Genomic DNA, 21,735 nt, shown 5'->3' with positions numbered 1-21,735 from the left:
TGCCGGCAATGCGGTAGACAGGCTCGCGACACCACCCGAACGGCCGGGCAAGACACAGCGGGAGATCGCTGAACGGATTGCCAGGCCGGATTCGACGACAGAAAGGAATGTCATCACATGATCGTCACACCTGCTGGCTATCAGCGCATGGCCGCATTGTCGAGCAATCTCGCGACGGACAACTCACAGGTTTCCCGCCGCGATTCCGACGATGCCGCATCCCGTGGGATGTGCGGGTCTTCCTGCTTTGGATTCGTGCGCATGCTGCGCAATGTCTGCGCTTCGCTAAGGCAGTTTCTGACACCTCGCGCGGAGCCGGAGTCCCTGGAACTCCTGACTATTGACCACAGCGCTTCGCATGCCTCCGACACAGGATCGACAGCTCATGCCGGCGATGCCGACGCGCTTCCGGCTGCGCGATGCCGATCGTTGTTCGGTCGCTTTGTTTCAGCAATCGGACGGGTCGTGTCGTTGGATAGCGCATCGGTGGAAGATCGCCCCACGTCGCCGCAACGGGAATGGCAGGAAAGGCTGCCTCGGTCGGGATATGCGCTCCTGCGTGTCGAAAAGCTCAAGACAGATGCCACGCGCGATGCGCTGATCCAACTCGGCGTCGGGGACGGCGCGGCAGCCGAACAGCTTTGGCAACGGTCGGCGGAACTTGAAGAGAGCATGTCCCGGATGCTGCAAGCAAGCATCCAGACGAGCCTCGGCAGGGCGCTGCCCGATGCCTGGCCTCGCATACAGAGCCGGTTCGCTTCGGATACGGCAAGGGAGACTTGGGTGCCCTGTCTGTCGGAGATGATTCCTTTCCACTGCGGAGCGTCCTCGGACATCCATCAGGTCCACAACGCGGTGACCGGGGCGATCTGTTCGTATATCGAAACACGGTTTCCTCACGTAACACTGACGGACGATGACAGGCAGTTCGTGATGCGCGAACTGAAGCTGGATTTGCTTGCAGCGGACGGAGGCGGCTCGGCGCAGACGGTGGATCGCATCCGGCGCATCGATGACATGCTGGTGCGGAAAATCGCGGATGCGTTGCCAGACATGAACGATAAGGGAGTCGTGGCGGAACAGGCCCTGCGGCGTGCGGTGACCAGCGCGCTTAACCGGCGGCCGTGGAACACCGTCGAGGCCGCTTTCCCGTACGGCGAGGTGCACTACGTCTCCACCCTGACGCCGGCTGCCCAGATGCGGTACGACAATGGCAACGGCAACGGCATTCACGCGGTGGACTATGGGAACGGCGGCGTCTGCTCCCGCACCACGGATGAAGCGCAACACGCGGTCAATCTCTGGATTTCAAGGTTTTCGGCAAATGGGAACCAGCCGGGTGGCGGCGAGCTTCTGTTCGAGGGGGTGCGCTCGGGCGTGATGTCGGCGTTCGGCATTGCGGACCCGGAGAAGCGCGCGGCGGCAAACCTCGCGCGCGCAAAAGAGGTCGTCACTGCCGCACTGTGGACGCAGCGCGAAAAGTGGGATCGTGCACTCGCCGGGGAGATCGTGGATCTCCATCTCGTGTCGACGAGCCTGCTGACGCCCGGAAATCTCGCGGGAGAGGACACCATGCTCAAGGAGCAGATGGAAGCGTGGGCCGCCCTGGATGCGATGCGTGTCGTGGAACTGCCCGTGCGGGACGAGAACGGGGAGTCGAAGACGATCAGCGTTGCGCTGCGCGTGGCGGCCTTCAACTTCGGCGTCAACGAGTTTGCGCTCAAGCTCCACGGCGGCCTGGATACGTCGGACGCCTATAACAGGGAAGCCCTGCGCAAACTGGTAGGCCCCAATCTGGCGACGAACGTCGCGCTGTCACCATCCAGCTGGGCGGGAAGTTACATCCGGACGACGCCACAGCCTGACAACATGGGACGGGTCTACGACCTGGCATGGGAGCTCAAGGACTTCATGGCGAAAGGGTCGCATCACCACGACGATGACGCGCCGTACAAGGCAGCACAGCGCGCGGCAATGCTTGCTTTCGAAATCGGCGCGGTGCCGTGCTGGAACTGCAAGAGCGGCAAGGATCGCACCGGCATGCTGGATGCGGAGATCAAGCGGGAGGCGACGCTGCTGACACTTCAGCATGACGCACGGCAGCGCGGCGACACGACCTGGTCCCGGGAAGAGGCGGAGCGATCGGTCATGGAAAGCGTGGTCCTTCACTCCGGAAACCTGGAAGTTCAGGAGCGCAACACGGGCGTCATGGGCAACAAGGTCTTGAAGCGACTGCCGGCCGTCAGTGGATTGTCACTGTCCTATGTCGACCGCATGCATCCGGACATATTGAAGGCCGGACACGGCTGGTCGGGCGTTGCGGCGGCCTCGTAGCCGTATCCCCGATGCAGGGCGTAAGTCATCTCTACCGACTGCGCCACGCGATGGCCGCATGGCCGGCGGTAGCCAACGCGTTGATCGTGTCGCTTGTGCTGTCCGTGGGGGCAACACCGGCCCTCGCGTTTGCGGACTGTTTCGGCAAGGCGGGCCGCCACTACACAATCGATCCGCTGCTGCTGCGCGCGATTGCGGAAGTCGAGTCGGCCATGAATCCACGCCTCATTGGCAGGAATGCCAATGGCACCGTGGATGTCGGCCTCATGCAGATCAACAGCATCCATTTCGGGAAGCTGGCACAGCGCGGCATCACGAGGGATGACCTGATGAATGACCCCTGCGTGGCAGTGATGGCCGGCGCGGAGATCCTTTCGGAGTTCGTGCGCAAGCACGGCTATACCTGGCGCGCCGTTGGCGCATACAACGCCGGCAGCGGCCCTCGCAGGGAAGCGGCCAGGCAACGCTATGTGGCGAAGGTAGCCGAGCGATTCGCGAGGCTCGTCGACAAACACGCCCGAGGCATCGGCATTCGCGGTGAGCCGCTGCATTGATGGCGTGCCAATACGATGAAATTTCCCAGTGCTTTCGGACTGGTCCAATTCTGGGCGCGTGATCGGTTTGATAGATTTTGAGTGCCGGTATTGCGATGCGTGACGGCAAGGTGAATGTGGAGAAGCGGAGCATGGAAGAGCTGGATTCAGCGGGTACCAGTGGTGACGGCACCGGCAACGTTGTGATTCGTTTGCTGAGCGGTTCGCTGAAGGGATGCGAATACATCCTGCTGCCAGGCGTGACGCTGTTCATCCAGAGGCAAGAATCCGATCTGGCGCAGTCGTCAGGCATGGTCGATCTTCCGCCAAACACCATCGTCATCCCCACGGATCGCGATGGCGTCAATTTCGAGATCGAGCTTGGAGCAGCGTCCGACGATGCGGTGGTCGTGCGAACGCTCGGTGAAAGCACGCGCGCGTGGCAAATCCCCTTTCACACGATTGGGGAGGTGGGCCCGCTGCGTTTCTGCATCAAGCCAGCGGGGGCAGACTGGCGCCCCGGCTTGCTTGGCGCCGCGACGTCCGACAGCGGGCGAGCGGTGCGGCGATCGTCGATGACTCCCATCGCTTGCATGATCGCAATCCTCGCTACGTTAGCGGTCCTGATATGGATGTGGGGCGACGTGCGGGGGGAGGATGAGGTTGCCGATATCGCGACATTGATTGCGGGCGACCCGGACAACTACCAGATTGTGCCGGTGGAAGGCTCCACGGTTGTCCATGTGTTCTCGAAGACGGATCGGAATGCGTCCTGGGCCCGGCAGGCAGTGGCCAGACATGCACTGAGTCAGCAGGTGCTGGTCACCACCATCCACGCGGAAGAAATGCGAATTCAGGCATTGATGCAGGAGCGCTACCCCGACATCGCGTTTCATCGCATTGAACTCGCAGACGCCAGACGGCCCGTATTGATGATCAGTGAAGAGCGCACCAGCCTGTCCGCCGAGAGCAGGCGGGCGCTGTCAGGTCAACTCAAGGCGTGGATGCCCTATGCGCAGGCGCCTCGAATCCACGCCTGGAAGGATGCGGCCATCGAGAATCAGGCCGCCGCCGGCATCGACCGTCTCGGCCTGCCTTATGTCCGCGAAAGAACGAGCAACAGCGTCATCTTTCGCGTCGTCGGCCCCCTGGATGACGCAAACCGGCATCGGATGCAGCAGTTGATCGCGGATTTTCAGGACAACTTTGGTTCGCGATACATCGAGTTCTCGACATACCTGGAGGACGACTGGCTGAAGGACAAGTCCTACAGGTTCGGCTCTGGCGGCTACGTGAAGGTAACGCCAAGGCATTGGCTATTTCCCCAGACATTCTAGGCAAGGAGCAGTAATGGCGATATTCACAGGTACCGGTCTGATGGTCTCCACCGCAGCGGCCTTCGAGGAGGGCGGCGCCGAACTCTTCGCGCGCGAAATTGAACTGCGAAAGAAGCTGGCCGATGGCGGCAGCTCCGATCCCACGATTCTCGCGGAATATCAGGCGGTGATTTCCGAGGTCAGCATTCTCCGCAACGCCCAGTCCTCGACCGTGAAGGTATTCAAGGACATGGACGCCACGATTGTGGCCAACTTCCGCTAAGAGGTCGAGGAGCGATTCATGTCGGTACAGATGGTCTCGAAGGTAGAGGCATTATCAAGAACCACGGCGGTCGATATCAGTCCGCAAAATGGGGAAGTGGAATCGCTGGATGACCGGCTTCGCGATTTGTTCGCCGGGTCGTCGGCCGCGACGCAATCGCTGTACGACAGCATCATGGCCGATGTACAGCATCCGACACGGCTTTCCGCTCCGGGTGCGCTCCTTGCGCTCCAGATACAACTCGGTGACTACCGCCATGAAGTGGAAACCGTCAGCGCACTGACGCGCAAGGGTGTTTCCCTCGTGGAGACGCTGCTGCGATCATGATCAGACGCTGGCTTGGGCGCGGATGGCTCTGTGTGGTGGTTCTGCTGTCAGGATGCAATGAGGCGAGCCTGCTGCAGGATCTCGATCAGACGCAGGCGAACGAAGTGATGGCCGTTCTGCAACGCCACAATATCGAAGCCACCAAGCTCTCCAACAAGGGCGGATTCAGCGTCCAGGTGGATCAACCCGACTTTGCCACCGCGGTGGATATTCTCAAGGCCTACGGGCTTCCCGCTGCCAAGGCGGTGCAGGTCGCGGACATGTTCCCGTCCGATTCTCTCGTGGCATCGCCGCGCGCCGAGAAGGCACGCATGGTATCCGCCATCGAGCAACGTCTGGAGCAATCGCTGCGCACGATCAGCGGGGTGGTATCGGCACGGGTGCACATCAGCTATGACCTGGAAGCCATGGAAGGCCGGAAGGGCAATCCGGTTCATGTCTCCGCACTGGCGTCGCACGACGGATCGATTCTCGCGCCGGCATTGATCAACGACATCAAGCGGCTTTTCAGGAATAGCATCGCGGAGCTGGACTACGAACGCATCTCGGTGGTCCTTGTGCGCCAGAGCATGCTGCAGCACGAGGCCCCACGCGAGGCGCGGCGCCGGAATCCCGATACCGTCGTGCTGTGGATTGCCGCTGGGGGCGTGCTTGCCGTGCTTCTCGCGGTGAGCTTGACGTACTGGCTGGTTCGCCGCGAACAGATGATCGGGTCACATCGCGGAAACGACCCTCGCCGGAATGGCGCACGCGCGGGAGATGGCGCGGAATCCCGGCCTGGAAATGCCCGGGTGCCAGTCGCCAGTGCCACGGCGCACGGCATGGTCGCGGAGGCGCCGCAGCGATCATGAGCCTGACCCACACAGCGGTGAGTACCACGGATCGCATCCTCTACGATCCGGCGAGCTATCTGCATGCCTCCAGGCTCAACCCACGCATGTCGACGAGGTGCGCGGGCCAACGGGCCGCATTGAGCCGTATTGTGATGGCCGTATATGGACTATCCGACGGGCCGGCGCCGCCCCGTACGCCAGCAGACAGGACGCTGGCCGACTGCTGGTGGGAACTCCCTATCGTTTGCATGCTCGCCGGCGCGCATTGCCTGCGTGGCGAGCTGATCGGCCGAGGGCAGCTATCTGCCCTGCCCCCTGCGCTGCGGCACTTTGCCTTGCTTCAGTTCCCCAATGTCGAACCGTTGCCGCAGACACCACGGGTTCCCGCGACGCTGCCTGCGGGGCTTCGCCTGCAGCATGCGGGGCTAGCCGCATTGGGCGGATGGCTGAGGTCGACTCCCGTGGCATGGCAGCAGCGCATACCGCTGATGTTCTCCACCAGGATGCCCGCGGACGTACTCGAATCGCGGGGTACGGTGCGGGACATGCCGCCATTCCTGATCCAGCAGGTCATTCAGTATGCCAAGAGTCATCGAGACATTTCGCCGGATATTGCCTGAAGAAGGCATCGTCATCCGCAGTCGGCAGCTTCATGCGGACCAGGGCGCACGCGCGCTGATCCACGAGGCGCGCCGGCGGGCACGGGGCATCGTTGAGCAAGCCGAGGAAAACGCGCTGACGTTGCGGCAAAGCGCGGTGTCGCACGGTCACCTGGAGGGCCTGCGGCGAGCCGCCGGCATGCTGGTGGAGTATCTGTGCATGCATGGCGAGATCGTCGATCACTGGAAGGAACGCATGCGATGTGAGCTGCGGGCGGTGCTGGAGCAGGCATTGGCGCGCCCCGAAGTATTGCTCTCGGCCGTGGAGCAAGCCATGGCGGGCCAGAGTCTGGCGGACGAGCACAGGGTGGAGGTGTTGCTGCCACGATCCATGACCCTCGACGAGAACCTTGTTCGGGAACGCCTCACAGCGCATGGCGCAAACCTTTCGATTCACATTCGATCCTGGGACGGACAGGACCTGTTGCTGCGCGCGGGCGACCACGTCACCGAGATTGCGGTTGGCGGCTTCATTGACCGCGCCGTCCGACTCACACTCGACCGTCTTTCACCGATCCATGCCGCATGCGCCCAGCTGGCGGATGAATACAGGGCGAGGATGGCCGGCGTATTCCTCGATGCGCCAGCGGTCGACGCCGGCCTCGCAGCGGGCCCACTACTGGAGAAGCACGATGACCTACATTCCCTCGCTGAGCCGGACGCCTGACTTCCCGCCAGTCGCCGAGCAGCAAACTCCGGCATGGACACCCTCCGGCACGCCCCGGGCAGAAGGCGCCCATGCCACGGATATCGATGCGCTTTACGATCAGCTGGCCAATGCGTGGCAAGTGAATCCGGACATCGGCTATCTCGAGATCATGCAAACGATGCGTAGCCACGTCGCCCAGGACGGCAGCACGCCGTTCTGGCCGATTCCAACCCATACCGCCATACTCGGCGAACTGCTCGCCCGCCTGAAGGCCGATGGTGGCGAGGCCCTGCCGGTTTATGGACAACTTGAGAAGGCGGTGCTCTACGCCGTGGCGTCCAATGGTGTGCTGACGAATTTCATCACCGAGATGTGGAAGCGACCGGAGGAACTGGAGAGTTGGTAGGGCGGATGGGATGTATCGGCACCACGGAGACCACGGGCGCCACATCAACGTGATGTCTCACAAGAATGCCCGCCGCTCTGGCGGGCATTGTTCCTCGCGGCGAGGCAGGTTCCGCCGCGTTCCCTTCTCGTCATACTCGCGTTTCCGGGCCCGCACAGGCCATCGCGAACTTGCGAGCTTCGGTCATCGACCTGCAGAGTGTCTTGACGTCGACCAATGTCTGGCCGATGCCTTTCATCAACAGACGCGTTTCCTGCCAGGACATGGCTTCCAGCAGCCCAGCCGGTAGCTGCGTGGCAAGCTGCGAAAACGCAACCGATCTCGACGCCGAGAATGGAATGCGGCGGCTATACAGTTCGGTTGCCGTGTCGATGTGAGCCGGTGTCAGCCATGAGACGTCCTTCCTGGCAGTCTGCAAGAGGAACAGTGCGGTCGCTGCGCTTCTGAGAACGCCGCTATGCGGCAACTTGTTCGCGTTCATGACCATTTGGTTGTGGAGGTTGTAGAAGTCGTCGAGCGCGCCCGCTTTGGCATAGCTCCGGGCGCGCTCGATTGCGGCGTCCGTTTTCTCCGGCTTGAGCGTCTTGTTAAGGACGTCCACCAGCGTCGCCTCCAGGTCCCCGACCAGGGTAGATGGTGTTGTCGGCGCTTCTTCCACGAGCAGATGATAGGGAACGGGAACGCTGTGCCCCAGGTGTTGCCTGATCGTGCTGACCAACTGACTTGCCGCCGATGAAATGGCCGCCAGCCAGCGTTGCGGCTGGAACACCCGCACGATCCGTGCAACGAAGCTGAAGGCTGAGTGAGTACGGCCGGCCGACGCCGCATCGCCTTCCGGCGTTACCGATGGCGGAACGGCCGATTGGAGAGTCGATTTAAGGGTCGATTGGGTCGCCGTCTGATTGCCGGTGTGGACGGGCAAGTCTCGCGTGGCAGCCGGCCGGTGTGCAAGGTGCTGCGGCGCCGTTTCGCCCGGCGTCGTCAGTTCGCGACGCTTCTCCAGGATGCCTTGCAGCGCCGGATCACGAGGAAACACAAGCACCGCGCCTTGACTCTCGAACCGCTTGTTCGTCGACGAGATCACTGGCGCTCGCGGGAATGCAAAGGTTCGCGGGCGCTCTTCAAGGGGCTCAGGAATCTTTTGCGATGAGGCCGGCGAAACAGAGGGCAGCGAAGGCGGGGAAGTCAGTGACATGGAATACGGCTCCTGAAATCAAGGTGAAGACAACCGGCTTGCGTGGGCATCAAGTGTTGTCTGTCCTGAACGATGGTTGTATCGACTGTCATTCCGCACCGCTTTCAAAAATAATGCGTCCCGGCGCTCGCCGCGATGCGCGGCTCATCCTCCCAACGTAACGCGTCCACAGCGCCCTCCCTCTGCCGGGCTTCGCTCCCTGAAGAAAACACGAGCGATTTTAGAAAGTCATCTATCGGTGGTCTGCGTATCGTGCGTCCAACGACGGTCCATTCGACAGCGGTCCGTTCACCCCACCGGAGCCATCATGCAACGCAAGTTCAAGCCCCTTCACGTCCTCACGGCTGCCGCAGCCATCCTTTCACAGTCCGCCTTCGCTGTGGACGGGACGATCAGCTTCACCGGCAGCATTTCCGCGCAGACCTGTACGATCGCCGGCAATGGTGCAAGCGGCGGAGACTTCGTCGTCGCGCTGCCCAGGGTCTCCACTGCCTCGCTGAATACACCCGGAAGCACCGCAGGGCGGACGTTCTTCACCATCTCGCTGAGCGGCTGCACGCCTGCCGCCGGCGATGTCCACACCTTCTTCGAAGCTGGGCCGACTACCGATACAGCAACCGGAAATCTGATCCTTGCGTCGGGAACTGGCACCGCCACCAATGTGCAGATCGGGCTCCTCAACGCGGACACCTCGCCCATCAGGGCCGGCTTCCCCGATGCATCTCAGAATTCGAGGAACGTCGCCCTGTCGGGTGGTGCTGCGACGCTGCGATACATCGCAGAGTACGTCGCAACAGGTGCCGCCACAGCCGGCACGGCCAACTCGAGCGTGCGGTACACCGTCGTGTATCCCTGATCACCAGCGTGGCGCAGCGGCCCTGTCCGCCTTGCGACTGTTCATCCGTGGCGACAACGCCGTCGCCCGGTTACCGGCTCCCCATCATCATGAAGAATCGTGTCACGGCCGTCGCCGCGGCCTGCCTGTGCGCGTCGGCATTCCTGGGCTCCCCCTCGGCTGATGCTTCCATCATCGTCGGGGGTACGCGGATCGTCTACAACGGCCAGGAAAGGGAGGTCACCGTCAAGCTCGGCAACGAGGGGGCCTTGCCCGCGCTGACCCAGGTATGGCTCGACAACGGCGACACCAATCTTGCTCCGGCCGCGATCGAGGTTCCCTTCGTGATCTCCCCTCCCCTGACGCGCATCGAGCCGGGACGGAGTCAGACCTTGCGCGTGTTCTATAGCGGCGAGGCGCTGCCGAAAGACAAGGAAACCCTGTTCTGGCTCAACGTGCTGGAGGTGGCGCCCAAGCCGACCGGCGACTCGGCTGACAGCAACACGCTGCAGCTTGCCTTCCGGACGCGCCTCAAATTCTTCTTCCGGCCCGAGGGGCTGGACGGCCAGCCAGCGGAGGCCCCCGGCAAGATTCAATGGCGAGTCGTCACGACCGGCACCACGCATTCGATCGAGGCCCGCAATCCCACGCCCTACCACGTCACCTTCGCGAAGCTGGAGGTCATCGACGGTGATAGCCGCGCCGTATCCACCGATGCGGGAATGGTCGGCCCCGGCGAGGTGAAGTCGTTCCGGGTGAAGGACCCGCTGACGGCAGCACCAGCTCTCATGGTGCGCTACCAGTCGATCAACGACCACGGTGGATTGTCCCTCGGCGAGACGGCGTTCGAATCTATTCCGGCATCCGAGTAAAGCGCCTGCAGCCGCCACCGGTGAATCGATCCGCCCACCGGATCGTTGCTATCGAGCCGCGCAAGAAAACGCATGACCCTATTCATGATGAGACGCCCAGCCAGTTTCGCAAGACTTCGAAGAATCAGGCAGATCGGCGCCCTGGCGCTGTCGATGTGCTTTGGCGCGGCCGCCGGTGCCGACGATGACAACGCGGCGTCTCCGGAGCTGTTGGCCGACGTGCAGTTCGACGATCAGCTCCTTCAGCAGGCGAACGGGCACCGTGTCGATATCCGTCGATTCAGTCGGCGCAATGCAGTGCTTCCCGGCGACTATCGCGTGGATCTGGTTGTCAATCAGACCGGGATGGGGCGTGCGGACGTGGCCGTACGCCGGATTGGCGACGAGGAGGCCAACGTGCAGCCGTGTTTCGGTCGCGCGTTGCTTGCGCGAATCGGCGTCGATACCAGCAGGCTTTCCGCGGAAGCGGAAGCCCGGCTCCGGCAGGCGCCCGACGCATGCGCGCCGCTGCCGGATCTGATCGCGGGAGGCGCGGCGGATTTCGACAGCAATGAGCAGCGGCTGGCGCTGAGCATCCCGCAGGTCGCCATGGTGCGCCACGCCCGTGGCTATGTGGATCCGAAATACTGGGACGACGGCGTGACCGCCGCCCGCTTGCAATACAACGCCAATCACTACAGCACCATCGTCGACGGGCGGGCGTCATCACACGGGTATGTCGGGCTGGACGCGGGCTTCAACATCGGCCCGTGGCGCTTTCGACACGGCGGCAGCCTGAATCAGGATGATCGACTTGAAACCCGCTATCAGAGCGTGCAGACCCTCGCGCAACGCGCCATCGCGCCGATCCGGAGCCAGTTGACGCTGGGTGACGCCTTCACCGATGGCGCACTGTTCGACAGCGTGGGCCTTCGCGGCGCACAGCTTGCCACCGACGACCGCATGTTCCCGGAGTCGCAACGCGGTTATGCGCCGACCATTCGGGGCATCGCAAACAGCAACGCGCGCGTGGTGATTCGCCAGAACGGCAACGTCATCTACGAGACAACGGTCGCCGCGGGGGCATTTGAGATCAACGATCTCTACCCGACAGGCTACGGCGGCGATCTCGAGGTCGTCGTCCAGGAGGCCGATGGCAGTGTCCGCGTCTCGCGCACTCCCTATGCCGCGGCGGTGAACGCGCTTCGTCCCGGCGTCACCCGATATGGCGTTGCCCTCGGCCAATACCGCAACGCTACGATCCGCGCGAACCCACTGATGCTGCAGGCCACCATCCAGCATGGGCTCTCCAATCTGGTCACGGCCTATGGCGGCATGCTCGTGGCACGAGACTATGCGGCTGCGCTGCTTGGCGCAGCGTTCAACACGACGTACGGCGCCGTGGGCGTGGACGTGACGCAAGCGCTGGCTCGCCTGCAGCACCAGCCGGCCCAGCGCGGCCATAGCGTGCGGCTGTCATATAGCAAGCTGGTTGCACCCACCCGGACCAACCTGACGCTGGCGGCTTACCGCTACTCGAGCCGCAGATATCTTGGCCTGTCCGACGCCATCGCATTGGGCGAGACATCCGGCGGAAGCCTGAGTCCGATCAGCCAGGGCATACAGCGAGCGAGGTTGCAACTGACGGTGAACCAGCCGCTGGCTTTGGGATTTGGCTCCTTCTATCTGACCGGGTCCATGCAGAACTACTGGAACGCGAACGGTAGCGACCTTCAGTTCCAGCTCGGCTATAGCAATCACTACCGCCGGCTAGGCTATGGCGTGTCGGCCTCCCGGCAGTACAACGTGAACAACGTGACGTGGGACAACCGCGTGATGCTGACGCTGAGTATTCCCCTCGGCGAGGGTCCGGGCTCGCCCTACTCCACGACCAGCATCGAGCACGCGTCCGACGGCACCGTCAATGCACAGCAATCGGTGGCGGGCACCGTGGGCGACGACAACCGTTTCACCTACGGGCTGAATGCGGGATATAGCAACGGCGGCCAGGCGAACCATATCGCGAGCCTTGGCGCGAACGCCTCGTACGCCGCGCCGGCGGCGACCCTGACGGGCAACGTCAGCGCGAGCAATGCCTACACGCAGGTTGGGCTCGGCATCTCCGGCGGCATCGTCGCGTATGAACGCGGTGTCGTGCTTGCGCCTTCGATGGGCGATACGCTGGCCATCGTCGAGGCCGAACATGCGGCCGGGGCACGCGTGGCGAATGGCAACGGCTTGCGGCTGGATCGTTCGGGACGCGCCGTGGTGTCAAACATGACACCGTTCTCCATGAACAGCGTGGAGGTCGATCCCACGGGACTTCCTCTCGACGTGGAACTGGCGTCGACCGAGCAACGCGTGGCGCCTTCATCGGGCGCAGTGGTTACCGTGCCGTTTGCGACCCTCAGCAAGGGCCGCACCGCCGTCATTCGCGCCCGTACGGCGGATGGCCGGGCGCTGCCATTTGGCGCGGAAGTGCTCGGCGAAGCCGGCCATCCGCTCGGTACGGTCGGGCAGGCCGGGCGCGTGATCGTGCATGGCTTGCCGGCCGGTAGCGGCCGCTTGAGGGTGCGTTTGGGTGGCAAGCCCGGGGATGTCTGCGACCTGCACTATGCCTTGCCCGATGCCGCCAATGCACCGGAATTGCAGTTCATCGTGACGGAGGCCATATGCAGTTGAGCACAGGATCGCTGGAGAAGAACATGCCGGCGCAGGCGAAGGGCGGGAAGCCGCCCGGAGAGGGCGTGTCGGGCGTCGCTACAGCCGCTTTGCGCAGTTTTCGCTCGTCACGCCCGGAGGCGGTTTGGTCGCTGGCGCACCGATACATCCTGGCAGCATTGTTGTCTGTCGGTGCGATCGCCGCGCTGCCGGGCAACGCCGTGGCGGCATGCACCGGAGAGGGCCATGATCCAACCCAGATGGCCAGCGCGATGTTCTCCGAGTCCATCAGCGTCCCCAGGGATGCCGCCGTTGGCCAGGTTATCGGGAAACGGGACTTTCCAGTGATTACGACAAGGGGCCCTTTCGGGGTCTGTTTCGGTGGCGGAACCCTGTTCTATGAGGGACTTCAGGCACTCGTCCCTGGCTTCGCGGATGTGTATGAATCCGGTATCCCAGGGCTTGGATTGCGATTCACGATCATCGAACGGGGTCCTCAGAACGGCGTGGTTCCCGCCAGAATTCCAATCTCCGGCACCATCCAACTGGTTTGGGAGAGTGACGAGAAAATTCGCGTGGAGCTGATAAAGACCGCGGCCACGATCGGCACCGGCGGTACCATCGCGCCCCGGGAATATGTCCGCATCCGACTGGACTCCGGTCCGGATCGCCTGAATTTCGTCTTCGGGCTTGGTCCCCTTGTCGTCAATACACTCACTTGCCGTACGGCTTCCTTCACGGTGGATTTGGGCGCGCATCGCAGCAGCGAGCTGAAGGGACAGGGTAGCTTTACCTCGGCGAAGGATTTCAGCATCGCGCTGGATAACTGCCCCGCCGGCATTACCTCCATCCAGTATCGGCTGGACCCGGCGACGACGACATTGGATGCCGCCAACGCTGTGGTCGCCCTGGATTCGGCGTCGACGGCAAATGGGATTGGTGTGCAGTTGCTCGACAACGCGGGTAATGCGCTTGCCCTCGGCAACGCCATCTCGTTTGCCGGAATCACTACCGGTGGCGGGGCTTTCCGCATTCCCCTGAAGGCCCGCTACTACCAGACCGGCGGCGTCGTGACGGCGGGCACTGCCAACACCTCGATGACGTTCACTCTCACCTATCAATAGCGACATCGCGCATTGGCGTGCAGGCCCGCACGCGGGAGATTGCTCCCTTTCTGAAAGCCGCCGGGAGGGCTTTGTCACTACGCTACCGACATCCGTTTCATGGGAGCGCGTGATGATCCGGTTTCCGGGCAGTACTGGCTCAAGTCAATTGGCTCCGCCGGCAACAGTCAGCGGTGAAGCGCCATCCGGCAGCAAGGAAGCCGCCATGCTGGAGTTGCAGCGCTCCGAGGTGAGGATGGAAGTGTGGAACGCCATCATGGACACACTGGCCAACCGGGACGGCGCCAACCGACTCGACTTGTCGTTTTGCCTCGCTGGGAAACTGCCAGAGCTTCTGGAAGCGCTTCCGGAAACGTGTGCGTACCTCGGGAATAACATCGAGCACCTGACGCTGCATCTTTCGGACGATGACTTGCCGCCGTGCATCAGCAAGTTTCACAAGCTGGTCTCGCTGACTGCGCAAGATATCGAGCAATCGACATTCGATGCCAAGCAGCTATCGGCAATACCGTCATTCGAAACGCTTTACGTCGAATCTCCGGGGCATGACCTGATGTTGATTCTCGCGGGGAGCGGTACCCTGGTCCGTTCCAGTGGCGTCTCCCCACACAAGGTGCGTGTGTTGCATTACCACGAAGACGGCGAGATACACGAGTCCGGTGTGGTCGGGCAGTTCTATATGACGAACAGCTATGGATGTCTCGATAGACGAAGTCTGAACTGCCGGGCGCGCTTTCCAAATGGCAGGCCGATAGAGTGCCGCCACATCACCCTGTACGAGGCGATTGGCAGATATCAATACATGCAGTACAAGGCCAGGCCTGAAAGTGAAGAAGATCCTGCGGTTCATCGCAACTGGGCCACACAAAGAGTCGAGAAAATCGGCTCCAGGAGCGAGTTGTCGAAGGAAATCGGTCCGGCTGCGGATTCAGGATACTTCGAGCTTATGGAATGGACGCCATGCTCGTACGAGATCGGTCATTCCAGATGGGGGGCGTTCATTCGATCACAGTTCGAGGGGATGCAGCCCAATCAGATTCGTCAGTTCTATGCGTTGACCTACTCCCACGCCTTTCTCCTCTCGCTACGTGCAAAACCATGCTTCGAGGGCAACCCCTCATACGTCGTGATGCTGTACGACCCCAATGCGACTTTCACTGAAAAGAAGATTATCGAGAGGGACATGTCCAGGGTCGAGAAGTTGACCATGCTGGATTTCATTCGCGAAGACATTCACCCTGGTTATTACGGAGAGCGGGACGCTGAAGAGACCACCACCTCATCAATATTCATTGAAATTCCCACTGACTGGCTTGAGCAAGGCAGACTGGCTGCGGACATATTCAGTGAGCAGGCAAGGAAAGGCGAGCGGCACATGGTGTCGATGCTATCTCCGGCCGAGGAAGAAGACCCCATTCGCACTTATTACCGGGCAATGATGCACCTTCCGCTGCGGGAACACCTGGCGATGATGCTGGAGGGCTGCGATGGCAATCGATCAGAGCAGTTCAGGCAGGTTTCAGCACGAACTCCCTCAGGGAGATCGACACTCTACATTGCCATGGAGAATGGGAATGTAGAGGCCGTCTCTACATTGCTGGAAGCCCTGCAACCGTTTGGAAATGCGGAGCGACTGCAGGTCCTGGATGGCGTGCTGTTCATGGCAATGCAAGAGGGCCACACTGGCACCGTGGAAGCCTTCCTGACGGCCGTCGCGTCGTTCAGGCTGCACCCGTCCGAAGTGGTGCCATTGCTCGCCGCAAAAAACGGAGGGGCCGCACCGGGACTGCTCATGGCCATGCAAGACGGGCACACCGGCGTCGTGGATGCCTTTCTGAAGGCCCTGCACGCGTTCGAGCTGAACCCGTCCGAACTGGTGGAGTTGGTCGCCGCGAGAAACGCGACCCTGCCGGGCCTGCTCACGGCACTGCAGAATGGGCACGCCGATACCATTAGCGCTTATCTGACGGCCCTGCACTCATTCACACTCACCCGGCCCGCCCGGTTCGAGTTGCTCGCCGCGAAACACGAAAACGGCATGACTGGCCTGTATATGGCGCTGCAAGAAGATCAGGCGGCAGCCGTGGATGCCTTTCTCGCGGCACTCCCCTCGTTCCCGCTCGACAAATCCGAACTGGCGGAACTGCTCGCCGCGCGGGGCCAGTCCAACGCACCCGGGCTGCTCGTTGCGCTGCGGAACGGCAGCATCAACGCGATGACTGCTTTTCTGAAAGCGCTCCCCTCTTTCGGGCTTGATACATCGCAGTTGGTGGAATTGCTGGCTGCAAAGGGAAGGTCGATGCGGCCGGCACTGTATGTGGCATTGAAATTCGGCCAGGCAGAGGCGGTGGTAGCCCTTCTGAATGCAATGGGCGCGCTTCCGCTCGACAAATACCAACTCGAAGAGTTGTTGACTGCCAGGGAAATGAATGGCTCGACGGGACTTTATATGGCGCTGCAAAACGGTCACACCTGCGCCGTGGACGCCTTTCTGGCAATGCTGCCCTCGCTAGGGCTGGACAAGATTCAGTTGGCCGAGTTATTGAGCGCGAAAAGCGATGAAGACACGCCAGGCCTGTTCATGGCCATGCAGGATGGAGATGCCGCCACCGTGGAGGCCTATCTCAAGGCCCTGCCGTCGTTCGCGCTGGACAAGACACAGTTGGCGGAGTTGCTTGCCGCGCAGGATGATGCAGCCTACCCGGGACTATTTGTCGCCTTCCAGAATGGCCATGCCGATATCGTGGCGTCTTTTCTGAAGGCCCTGGTCGCGCTTGAACTGGATACCTCACAGTTGGTCAGCTTGCTGGCTGCGAGAAATGCGGCTGGCACACCGGGGCTGTTCATGGCATTCCAGGAGGGGCACACGCATGTCGTGCAAGCCCTTTTAAATGACCTTGCTACGCTCAAGCTGGACCAGGCTCAACTGATCGAGTTACTGGCCGCGACAGATGCGAAAGGCCGGACAGGATTTTCCATCGCCCTGGGAAGAGGCCATGTCGATGTCGTGGAGGCACTCCTGGCAGCCCTCCCTGCACTGGGTTTCGAGGAAGGTGACGCCCAGCGTTCGACCGTTTCGGTTCGAGGGCCACATGATGATTAGAGTCTCGAGTTCCCTTGACGCAAATCTGGCAGCCCGGGCGAATACATCAAGCGAGGTGGTGCGCTCCGGCAGCAAGGAAGCCGCGATGCTGGAGTTGCAGCACGCGGAAGTGGGAATGGAAGCGTGTAGCGCCATGATGGACGCAGTGACGGACCACGGTGCCAATCGACTCGACTTGTCGTTTTGCCGGATTGGAGCCCTTGCGGAGCTCCCGGAAGCCCTTCCTCATACATTTGCCTATCTGCACGACCATATTGAACACCTGACCGTGCGCCTCGGAACGGACAATCTGCCGCCGTGGATCGGTGATTTTCACAAGCTGGTGTCGCTGACTGCGCAGGGCATTGATCAAGGCGTATTCGATGCGCGGCAACTTTCAGGATCACGCTCGCTCGAGACACTTTACATTGACGCCCCGAACGCCCAGCTATCCATCGTGCTGGCTGGAAATGGTATTTCCGTCCGCTCCAGTGGTCTTTCCGAGCACAAGATGTACGTATGGCATTATAAGGACGCAGGCGAAATGCAGGCGCGTGGCGTGGTTGGCAATTTTTACCTGACCAGCACGCACGGAAGTCTGGACACCAGGAACCTGAATTGCGCGACGTCCTTCCAGAACAAGATGAGGATAACGTGTCGGCATATTGCCTTGTACGATGCCCTGGGCCGATACCAGTACATGAAATCCAAACCCGGCCGTGAATCGGCGGCAGGCTTCGCGGCTGCGCCAAACTGGGCGGCAGGGCGAGCGCAACAGATCGGTTCCGTGCAAATGCTGGCCGAGGCCATCAATACGGCTATCGAAGCAAGATTCATGGAGCTGATCAAGAAATCCCCCAACCCATACGAGGTCAGCCATTCGATGTGGGGAAGATTCATTCGCTCACATCTTGAGGGAATGGCGCTCCGGCAGGCCCGTCATTTCTATGTAGTGACGCCTTCGCATGTGCTGCACCTGACGCTGTACGTCAAGCCGCTCGATAACGACGGGCAGCGGGCGCATGTTGCCATGCTGTTTGATCCCAACTTTACCTTTCGGGATCGGAAGATCATCGAAACGGATTTGTCCCGGATGGATGGATGGCGGATGACAGATTTCGTCGACGAGGAGAGCATGCCCTTCTACTACGAAAACTCGGATAGAACCTTACGCTCGTCGGTAACGCTATTCCTGGAGATTCCTGATCCGTGGCTCGACAAAGGCGATCCCTGCATTGACATATTCAGCGACCTTCCCCGGGAAAGAGTGATGACATCGATGCTGTCTCCCGCCGATGAGCACGATGCCATACGCACTTACTACCGGGCAGTAATGGGCCTTCCGCTGCGAGCGCATCTCCAGGAAATGCTGGAGCGCTGCAACGGCGATCGGCCGGAGGAATACAGGCAGATTGCAGCACAGACGCCGCGAGGCGTACCGGCGCTTTTCGTCGCCATGGAGTACGGTGATCCCGACAGCGTATGCGCACTGCTCGACGCGCTGGCCAGGCATGGACCTGATGTGTCCCAGTTGCGGAATTTTCTGATGGCGCGGAGCGAGTCCGGGCTCCCTGGGCTGTTCATGGCGCTACAGCACGGTAATGCCGCCACCGTGACCGCCTTCCTGTCAGCCCTGCGCAACTTCCCACTGGGAAAGAGCGAACTGGTCGAGGTGCTCGCGGCGAAAGACCTTGCTGGCACGCCGGGACTGCATATGGCCTTGCAGGAAGGCAACGCCGCTGCCGTGGAAGCTTACGCGATGGCCTTGTCGTCGTTCGCGCTGGGCAAGGACGAATTGGTGGCGTTGCTGGCTGCCAGAGATCGCCGTGACATACCGGGACTGCTGATGGCATTGCAGGAGAACCGTGCGGATACCGTGAGTGCTTATCTGTCTGCCCTCCGTTTGCTTGCGCTGGACAAGTCGGATCTGGTCGAGCTGCTCGTCGCAAGAAGTCCGTTCATTCCATCGGGATTGTTCTTTGCCATCGATGCTCGTTGTGCCGATGCGGTGAAAGTCTTTTTGGCAATGCTGCCCACCTTCGGGCTGGACAGATCCCAATTGCTGGAATTGCTGACGGTGAAGGATGCGGAGGGCAGGACTGCGCTGATCAGGGCGCAACAAGGCGGCCGTCAGGAAGCGGTCGAGATCTTGCGGATGGCGCTCGGTGCATTGGGCCTTGAGGAAGCATGAGCAATGCGGGCCTGAAGGTTCGCAAGATCGGGCGGGCACAAACAGCATCGCGAAAAACCTCTTGAAATGAGATCGATTCCCATTTACACTGGCTTCACTGTCTGACGAATGGCACCGCCGGCCCGGACGGACCAGTTGAACAGTTGAACAGTTGAACGATTGCCGGATTCACCGCCCTCGCGGACCGCGATGCAAGCGGGGATCAGGCAAAGAGATTTCAGGGCGTGGCTTCGATGCAGTCATTTGAAGCGGCGCCTGTTACCGACTTTTGTGGGGACCGCTCCGACACACGGAGCGTTTGGTAGTAGCCAGTTGCAGGATGATCGGGAAAACATCCAGACCCCGTTTTCCCGATCGCGTCATCCAGTGACAAGCCAGGCCACCTTTTTATTCCGCGCGCCGACCAGGCACGGCGCGCCGCCCAGCGACGGAGCCGTGCAGTCCGGCGCGGGCGCTTCCCGCCTGATATCCGCCGCGCCCGCCGCCGGTGGGCTCTCGGCCACAGCGTCGATGCTTCGCCCGCCGCGCGGATCTGCTGACTGGCATTAACCGAGCGCGCCCCGACGGGCGCGAGCCTCCGCATGTCCTTGTCATCCGTAAAATCCGATCTCATCCCTCTCAAGCGCGCGGGCCTGAAAGCCACCTCGCCCCGCATGCACGTGCTTGAGGCATTTCGCAACAGCGAACGCCGTCACCTGAGCGCGGAAGATGTCTACCGGATCCTGCTGGCGCTGGATGTCGACGCGGGACTATCCACCGTCTATCGCGTACTCAATCAGCTGGTGCAGGCCAACATCCTGCTGCGGCACACGTTTGAATCGGATCACGCGGTGTTCGAGCTGAACGAGGGCGGCCACCACGATCACCTGATCTGCATGGGTTGCGGGCGGGTCGAGGAATTTCGGGACGAGGGGATCGAGCAGCGTCAGCGGCAGGTCGCCGCCAGCAACGACTTCGTGCTGCAGGAGCATATGCTTGTGCTCTATGGCTTGTGTCCGACGTGCCAGGTGCAGGATGCGGACGTCGCCTGACGACGCTGGCAAATGATAAGAGCGACGCTTACAGATAAGCCAAGTTCTGTTACAAACGTGCGCGAATGGTAATACGCCAGATGGGTAGAGTGGAGGTACAGCATCTCACCCACTGGTGACTACCATGAACAAGCGCCCGCTCTACTTCTCGATTTTCCTCGCCGGTGCCGCCGCACTGGCGGCTTCCACTTCCGCGCTGGCTCGTGTCGATATCGACGTCAATCTCGGCGTGCCCGTCGCCCCGGCACCCGTCTATGTCGCCCCGCCGCCCCCGGCCCCCGTCTATGTGCAACCGGCTCCGGTCTATATGGAGCCGCGTCCGGCACCGGTGTACGTCGCGCCGCAGCCGGTCTATCGTCCGGTGCCCGTCGTCGTGGCTCCGGCGCCTGTTGTGGTGATCGGCTGGCACGGCGACCGCTACTGGGACGGCCGTCGCTGGTACGACCGTCGCGAGTATCACGCCTGGCATCACCACGATCGCGACGACTACCGTCGCTGATCGACTGGGGGGCTACGGCCTCGCCGCCGCAGGCGCCACAGCCGGGGCGGCGGGCCGCAGCACCAGCCAGACCGCCGCGCCGATCAGCAGCATCCCGGCGGCATGGGCCCACGACAGCGTTTCGCCGAGGAACATCCAGCCCCAGACGATCCCGAACGGCGGGATCAGGAACGTCACCGTCAGCGAGCGCACCGGCCCGAGATCGGCAATCAGCCGGAAATAGAGCACATAGGCAATCGCCGTGCAGAACATGCCGAGGCCCAGCATGGCTGCCCAGACACCGGGGCCCGCGGCCGGCAGCGTATTCTCACGCAGCAGGGCGATCACGCTGAACGGCAGCAGGAACAACGTTGCGCCGACCAGGCTGCCTCCCGCCACCAGGCGGTTATCCAGCCCGCCGCGGGCGGTAATCCAGCGCCGCGTCAGGAAGCCCGCCAGTCCGTAGCAAGACGTCGCCACCAGACACGCCAGTGCACCAATCAGCACGTCGTGCGAGAACACCACCGGCCCGGTGCGCGTCAGCACCGCAACCCCTGCCAGCCCGATCAGCACCCCGGCCGCCTTGGCGCGGGTCAGCTTCTCGGCAAAGAACAATGACCCGATCAGCACGCCCATCAGCGGCGTCATGGCATTGAAGATGGCGGAGTAGCCGGCGGGCAGCCATAGCGCAGCCACCGCGTACATCACGAACGGAATCCCGGAATTGATCACGCCGAGCGCCACCACGGCGCCCCACTTGCCCTGCATGTCCCATTTCACGCGGAGCATCGTCAGGCACGCAGCCAGGGTGACCGCGCCGATCAGCACGCGGAAGAAGGCCGTCGGGAGCGGCCCCAGTACGGGGGCACCAATGCGGATAAACAGGAAGCTGGCGCCCCAGATGGCGGACAGCAACAGCAGGCGAAACAGATCGGCTGGTTTCATTG

General features: G+C 61.9%; 19 protein-coding genes. 17 read left to right on the top strand and 2 right to left on the bottom strand.

Annotation, left to right across the window (positions count from 1 at the left end):
• The first annotated feature begins 117 nt into the window (after positions 1-117).
• The 9 genes from BLR29_RS21930 (at position 118) to BLR29_RS21890 (ending at position 7,340) form a co-directional block, all read left to right on the top strand.
• The gene (locus BLR29_RS21930; protein ID WP_092139507.1) at positions 118-2,334 is read left to right on the top strand and encodes an inositol phosphate phosphatase SopB; all 2,217 of its coding nucleotides are present in this window, start codon (positions 118-120) and stop codon (positions 2,332-2,334) included.
• Positions 2,335-2,345: 11 nt separating this feature from the next.
• On the top strand, positions 2,346-2,888 hold the full coding sequence (locus BLR29_RS21925; protein ID WP_255371355.1) for a lytic transglycosylase domain-containing protein: 543 nt from the start codon (positions 2,346-2,348) through the stop codon (positions 2,886-2,888).
• A 131-nt stretch (positions 2,889-3,019) separates the two neighbouring features.
• Positions 3,020-4,204 carry a PrgH/EprH family type III secretion apparatus protein gene (locus BLR29_RS21920; RefSeq protein ID WP_176861024.1) on the top strand — a complete coding sequence of 395 codons (1,185 nt, stop codon included), beginning with the start codon at positions 3,020-3,022 and terminating at the stop codon, positions 4,202-4,204.
• 13 nt (positions 4,205-4,217) lie between these two features.
• Positions 4,218-4,466 carry an EscF/YscF/HrpA family type III secretion system needle major subunit gene (locus BLR29_RS21915; RefSeq protein ID WP_176861023.1) on the top strand — a complete coding sequence of 83 codons (249 nt, stop codon included), beginning with the start codon at positions 4,218-4,220 and terminating at the stop codon, positions 4,464-4,466.
• A gap of 18 nt (positions 4,467-4,484) precedes the next feature.
• A complete protein-coding gene (sctI, locus tag BLR29_RS21910) occupies positions 4,485-4,793 on the top strand; it encodes a type III secretion system inner rod subunit SctI (protein ID WP_092139502.1) in 309 nt (102 codons plus the stop codon).
• On the top strand, positions 4,790-5,644 hold the full coding sequence (gene sctJ / locus BLR29_RS21905) for a type III secretion system inner membrane ring lipoprotein SctJ (protein ID WP_092139500.1): 855 nt from the start codon (positions 4,790-4,792) through the stop codon (positions 5,642-5,644). The genes sctI and sctJ overlap by 4 nt, the downstream gene beginning before the upstream one ends.
• Positions 5,641-6,246 (top strand): hypothetical protein, encoded by a 606-nt coding sequence (locus tag BLR29_RS21900; protein WP_092139498.1) that lies wholly within the window; start codon positions 5,641-5,643, stop codon positions 6,244-6,246. Before sctJ ends, BLR29_RS21900 begins: the two co-directional genes overlap by 4 nt.
• Positions 6,206-6,952 (top strand): hypothetical protein, encoded by a 747-nt coding sequence (locus BLR29_RS21895; RefSeq protein WP_143018501.1) that lies wholly within the window; start codon positions 6,206-6,208, stop codon positions 6,950-6,952. Before BLR29_RS21900 ends, BLR29_RS21895 begins: the two co-directional genes overlap by 41 nt.
• Complete coding sequence (locus tag BLR29_RS21890) at positions 6,918-7,340, top strand: hypothetical protein (RefSeq protein WP_092139494.1); 423 nt, start codon at positions 6,918-6,920, stop codon at positions 7,338-7,340. The genes BLR29_RS21895 and BLR29_RS21890 overlap by 35 nt, the downstream gene beginning before the upstream one ends.
• A gap of 130 nt (positions 7,341-7,470) precedes the next feature.
• Here BLR29_RS21890 and BLR29_RS21885 read toward each other — a convergent pair whose 3' ends face one another.
• Positions 7,471-8,535, bottom strand: a complete 1,065-nt coding sequence (locus tag BLR29_RS21885) for a hypothetical protein (RefSeq protein ID WP_143018500.1) — start codon at positions 8,533-8,535, stop codon at positions 7,471-7,473.
• Positions 8,536-8,842: 307 nt separating this feature from the next.
• Between BLR29_RS21885 and BLR29_RS21880 the strand changes: the two genes are divergently transcribed.
• From BLR29_RS21880 to BLR29_RS21845, 8 genes are all read left to right on the top strand, one after another.
• A complete protein-coding gene (locus BLR29_RS21880; RefSeq protein WP_092139490.1) occupies positions 8,843-9,391 on the top strand; it encodes a fimbrial protein in 549 nt (182 codons plus the stop codon).
• An 89-nt stretch (positions 9,392-9,480) separates the two neighbouring features.
• On the top strand, positions 9,481-10,242 hold the full coding sequence (locus BLR29_RS21875) for a fimbria/pilus periplasmic chaperone (RefSeq protein ID WP_255371354.1): 762 nt from the start codon (positions 9,481-9,483) through the stop codon (positions 10,240-10,242).
• An 84-nt stretch (positions 10,243-10,326) separates the two neighbouring features.
• Positions 10,327-12,903: a fimbria/pilus outer membrane usher protein gene (locus BLR29_RS21870; protein WP_255371353.1), complete on the top strand. Its 2,577-nt coding sequence runs from the start codon at positions 10,327-10,329 to the stop codon at positions 12,901-12,903.
• Complete coding sequence (locus tag BLR29_RS21865; RefSeq protein ID WP_092139488.1) at positions 12,894-14,006, top strand: fimbrial protein; 1,113 nt, start codon at positions 12,894-12,896, stop codon at positions 14,004-14,006. Before BLR29_RS21870 ends, BLR29_RS21865 begins: the two co-directional genes overlap by 10 nt.
• 112 nt (positions 14,007-14,118) lie before the next feature.
• Positions 14,119-17,109, top strand: coding sequence for a ShET2/EspL2 family type III secretion system effector toxin (locus BLR29_RS21860; RefSeq protein WP_143018498.1), 2,991 nt, complete (start codon positions 14,119-14,121; stop codon positions 17,107-17,109).
• Positions 17,099-19,279, top strand: coding sequence for a ShET2/EspL2 family type III secretion system effector toxin (locus BLR29_RS21855; protein WP_176861022.1), 2,181 nt, complete (start codon positions 17,099-17,101; stop codon positions 19,277-19,279). The genes BLR29_RS21860 and BLR29_RS21855 overlap by 11 nt, the downstream gene beginning before the upstream one ends.
• Positions 19,280-19,860: 581 nt before the next feature.
• Positions 19,861-20,310, top strand: coding sequence for a ferric iron uptake transcriptional regulator (fur, locus tag BLR29_RS21850; RefSeq protein ID WP_092139482.1), 450 nt, complete (start codon positions 19,861-19,863; stop codon positions 20,308-20,310).
• Positions 20,311-20,434: 124 nt separating this feature from the next.
• Positions 20,435-20,809: a hypothetical protein gene (locus BLR29_RS21845; RefSeq protein ID WP_092139480.1), complete on the top strand. Its 375-nt coding sequence runs from the start codon at positions 20,435-20,437 to the stop codon at positions 20,807-20,809.
• A gap of 12 nt (positions 20,810-20,821) precedes the next feature.
• On the opposite strand, the gene BLR29_RS21840 is transcribed toward BLR29_RS21845, so the two are convergent.
• A complete protein-coding gene (locus BLR29_RS21840) occupies positions 20,822-21,733 on the bottom strand; it encodes a DMT family transporter (RefSeq protein ID WP_092139478.1) in 912 nt (303 codons plus the stop codon).
• Between the last annotated feature and the right edge of the window lie 2 nt (positions 21,734-21,735).

This window comes from Cupriavidus sp. YR651, from assembly GCF_900101625.1.
Classification (GTDB): domain Bacteria; phylum Pseudomonadota; class Gammaproteobacteria; order Burkholderiales; family Burkholderiaceae; genus Cupriavidus.
The sequence above is the reverse complement of the archived record's forward strand: the minus strand, read 5'-3'. Positions and strand labels throughout refer to the sequence as shown.

What these genes read in the sequence shown, in the direction of transcription:
- BLR29_RS21930 (WP_092139507.1), top strand. Translation starts at nt 118, where the DNA reads ATGATCGTCACACCTGCTGGCTATCAGCGCATGGCCGCATTGTCGAGC.
- BLR29_RS21925 (WP_255371355.1), top strand. Translation starts at nt 2,346, where the DNA reads ATGCAGGGCGTAAGTCATCTCTACCGACTGCGCCACGCGATGGCCGCA.
- BLR29_RS21920 (WP_176861024.1), top strand. Translation starts at nt 3,020, where the DNA reads ATGGAAGAGCTGGATTCAGCGGGTACCAGTGGTGACGGCACCGGCAAC.
- BLR29_RS21915 (WP_176861023.1), top strand. Translation starts at nt 4,218, where the DNA reads ATGGCGATATTCACAGGTACCGGTCTGATGGTCTCCACCGCAGCGGCC.
- sctI (WP_092139502.1), top strand. Translation starts at nt 4,485, where the DNA reads ATGTCGGTACAGATGGTCTCGAAGGTAGAGGCATTATCAAGAACCACG.
- sctJ (WP_092139500.1), top strand. Translation starts at nt 4,790, where the DNA reads ATGATCAGACGCTGGCTTGGGCGCGGATGGCTCTGTGTGGTGGTTCTG.
- BLR29_RS21900 (WP_092139498.1), top strand. Translation starts at nt 5,641, where the DNA reads ATGAGCCTGACCCACACAGCGGTGAGTACCACGGATCGCATCCTCTAC.
- BLR29_RS21895 (WP_143018501.1), top strand. Translation starts at nt 6,206, where the DNA reads ATGCCAAGAGTCATCGAGACATTTCGCCGGATATTGCCTGAAGAAGGC.
- BLR29_RS21890 (WP_092139494.1), top strand. Translation starts at nt 6,918, where the DNA reads ATGACCTACATTCCCTCGCTGAGCCGGACGCCTGACTTCCCGCCAGTC.
- BLR29_RS21885 (WP_143018500.1), bottom strand. Translation starts at nt 8,535, where the DNA reads ATGTCACTGACTTCCCCGCCTTCGCTGCCCTCTGTTTCGCCGGCCTCA.
- BLR29_RS21880 (WP_092139490.1), top strand. Translation starts at nt 8,843, where the DNA reads ATGCAACGCAAGTTCAAGCCCCTTCACGTCCTCACGGCTGCCGCAGCC.
- BLR29_RS21875 (WP_255371354.1), top strand. Translation starts at nt 9,481, where the DNA reads ATGAAGAATCGTGTCACGGCCGTCGCCGCGGCCTGCCTGTGCGCGTCG.
- BLR29_RS21870 (WP_255371353.1), top strand. Translation starts at nt 10,327, where the DNA reads ATGATGAGACGCCCAGCCAGTTTCGCAAGACTTCGAAGAATCAGGCAG.
- BLR29_RS21865 (WP_092139488.1), top strand. Translation starts at nt 12,894, where the DNA reads ATGCAGTTGAGCACAGGATCGCTGGAGAAGAACATGCCGGCGCAGGCG.
- BLR29_RS21860 (WP_143018498.1), top strand. Translation starts at nt 14,119, where the DNA reads ATGATCCGGTTTCCGGGCAGTACTGGCTCAAGTCAATTGGCTCCGCCG.
- BLR29_RS21855 (WP_176861022.1), top strand. Translation starts at nt 17,099, where the DNA reads ATGATGATTAGAGTCTCGAGTTCCCTTGACGCAAATCTGGCAGCCCGG.
- fur (WP_092139482.1), top strand. Translation starts at nt 19,861, where the DNA reads ATGTCCTTGTCATCCGTAAAATCCGATCTCATCCCTCTCAAGCGCGCG.
- BLR29_RS21845 (WP_092139480.1), top strand. Translation starts at nt 20,435, where the DNA reads ATGAACAAGCGCCCGCTCTACTTCTCGATTTTCCTCGCCGGTGCCGCC.
- BLR29_RS21840 (WP_092139478.1), bottom strand. Translation starts at nt 21,733, where the DNA reads ATGAAACCAGCCGATCTGTTTCGCCTGCTGTTGCTGTCCGCCATCTGG.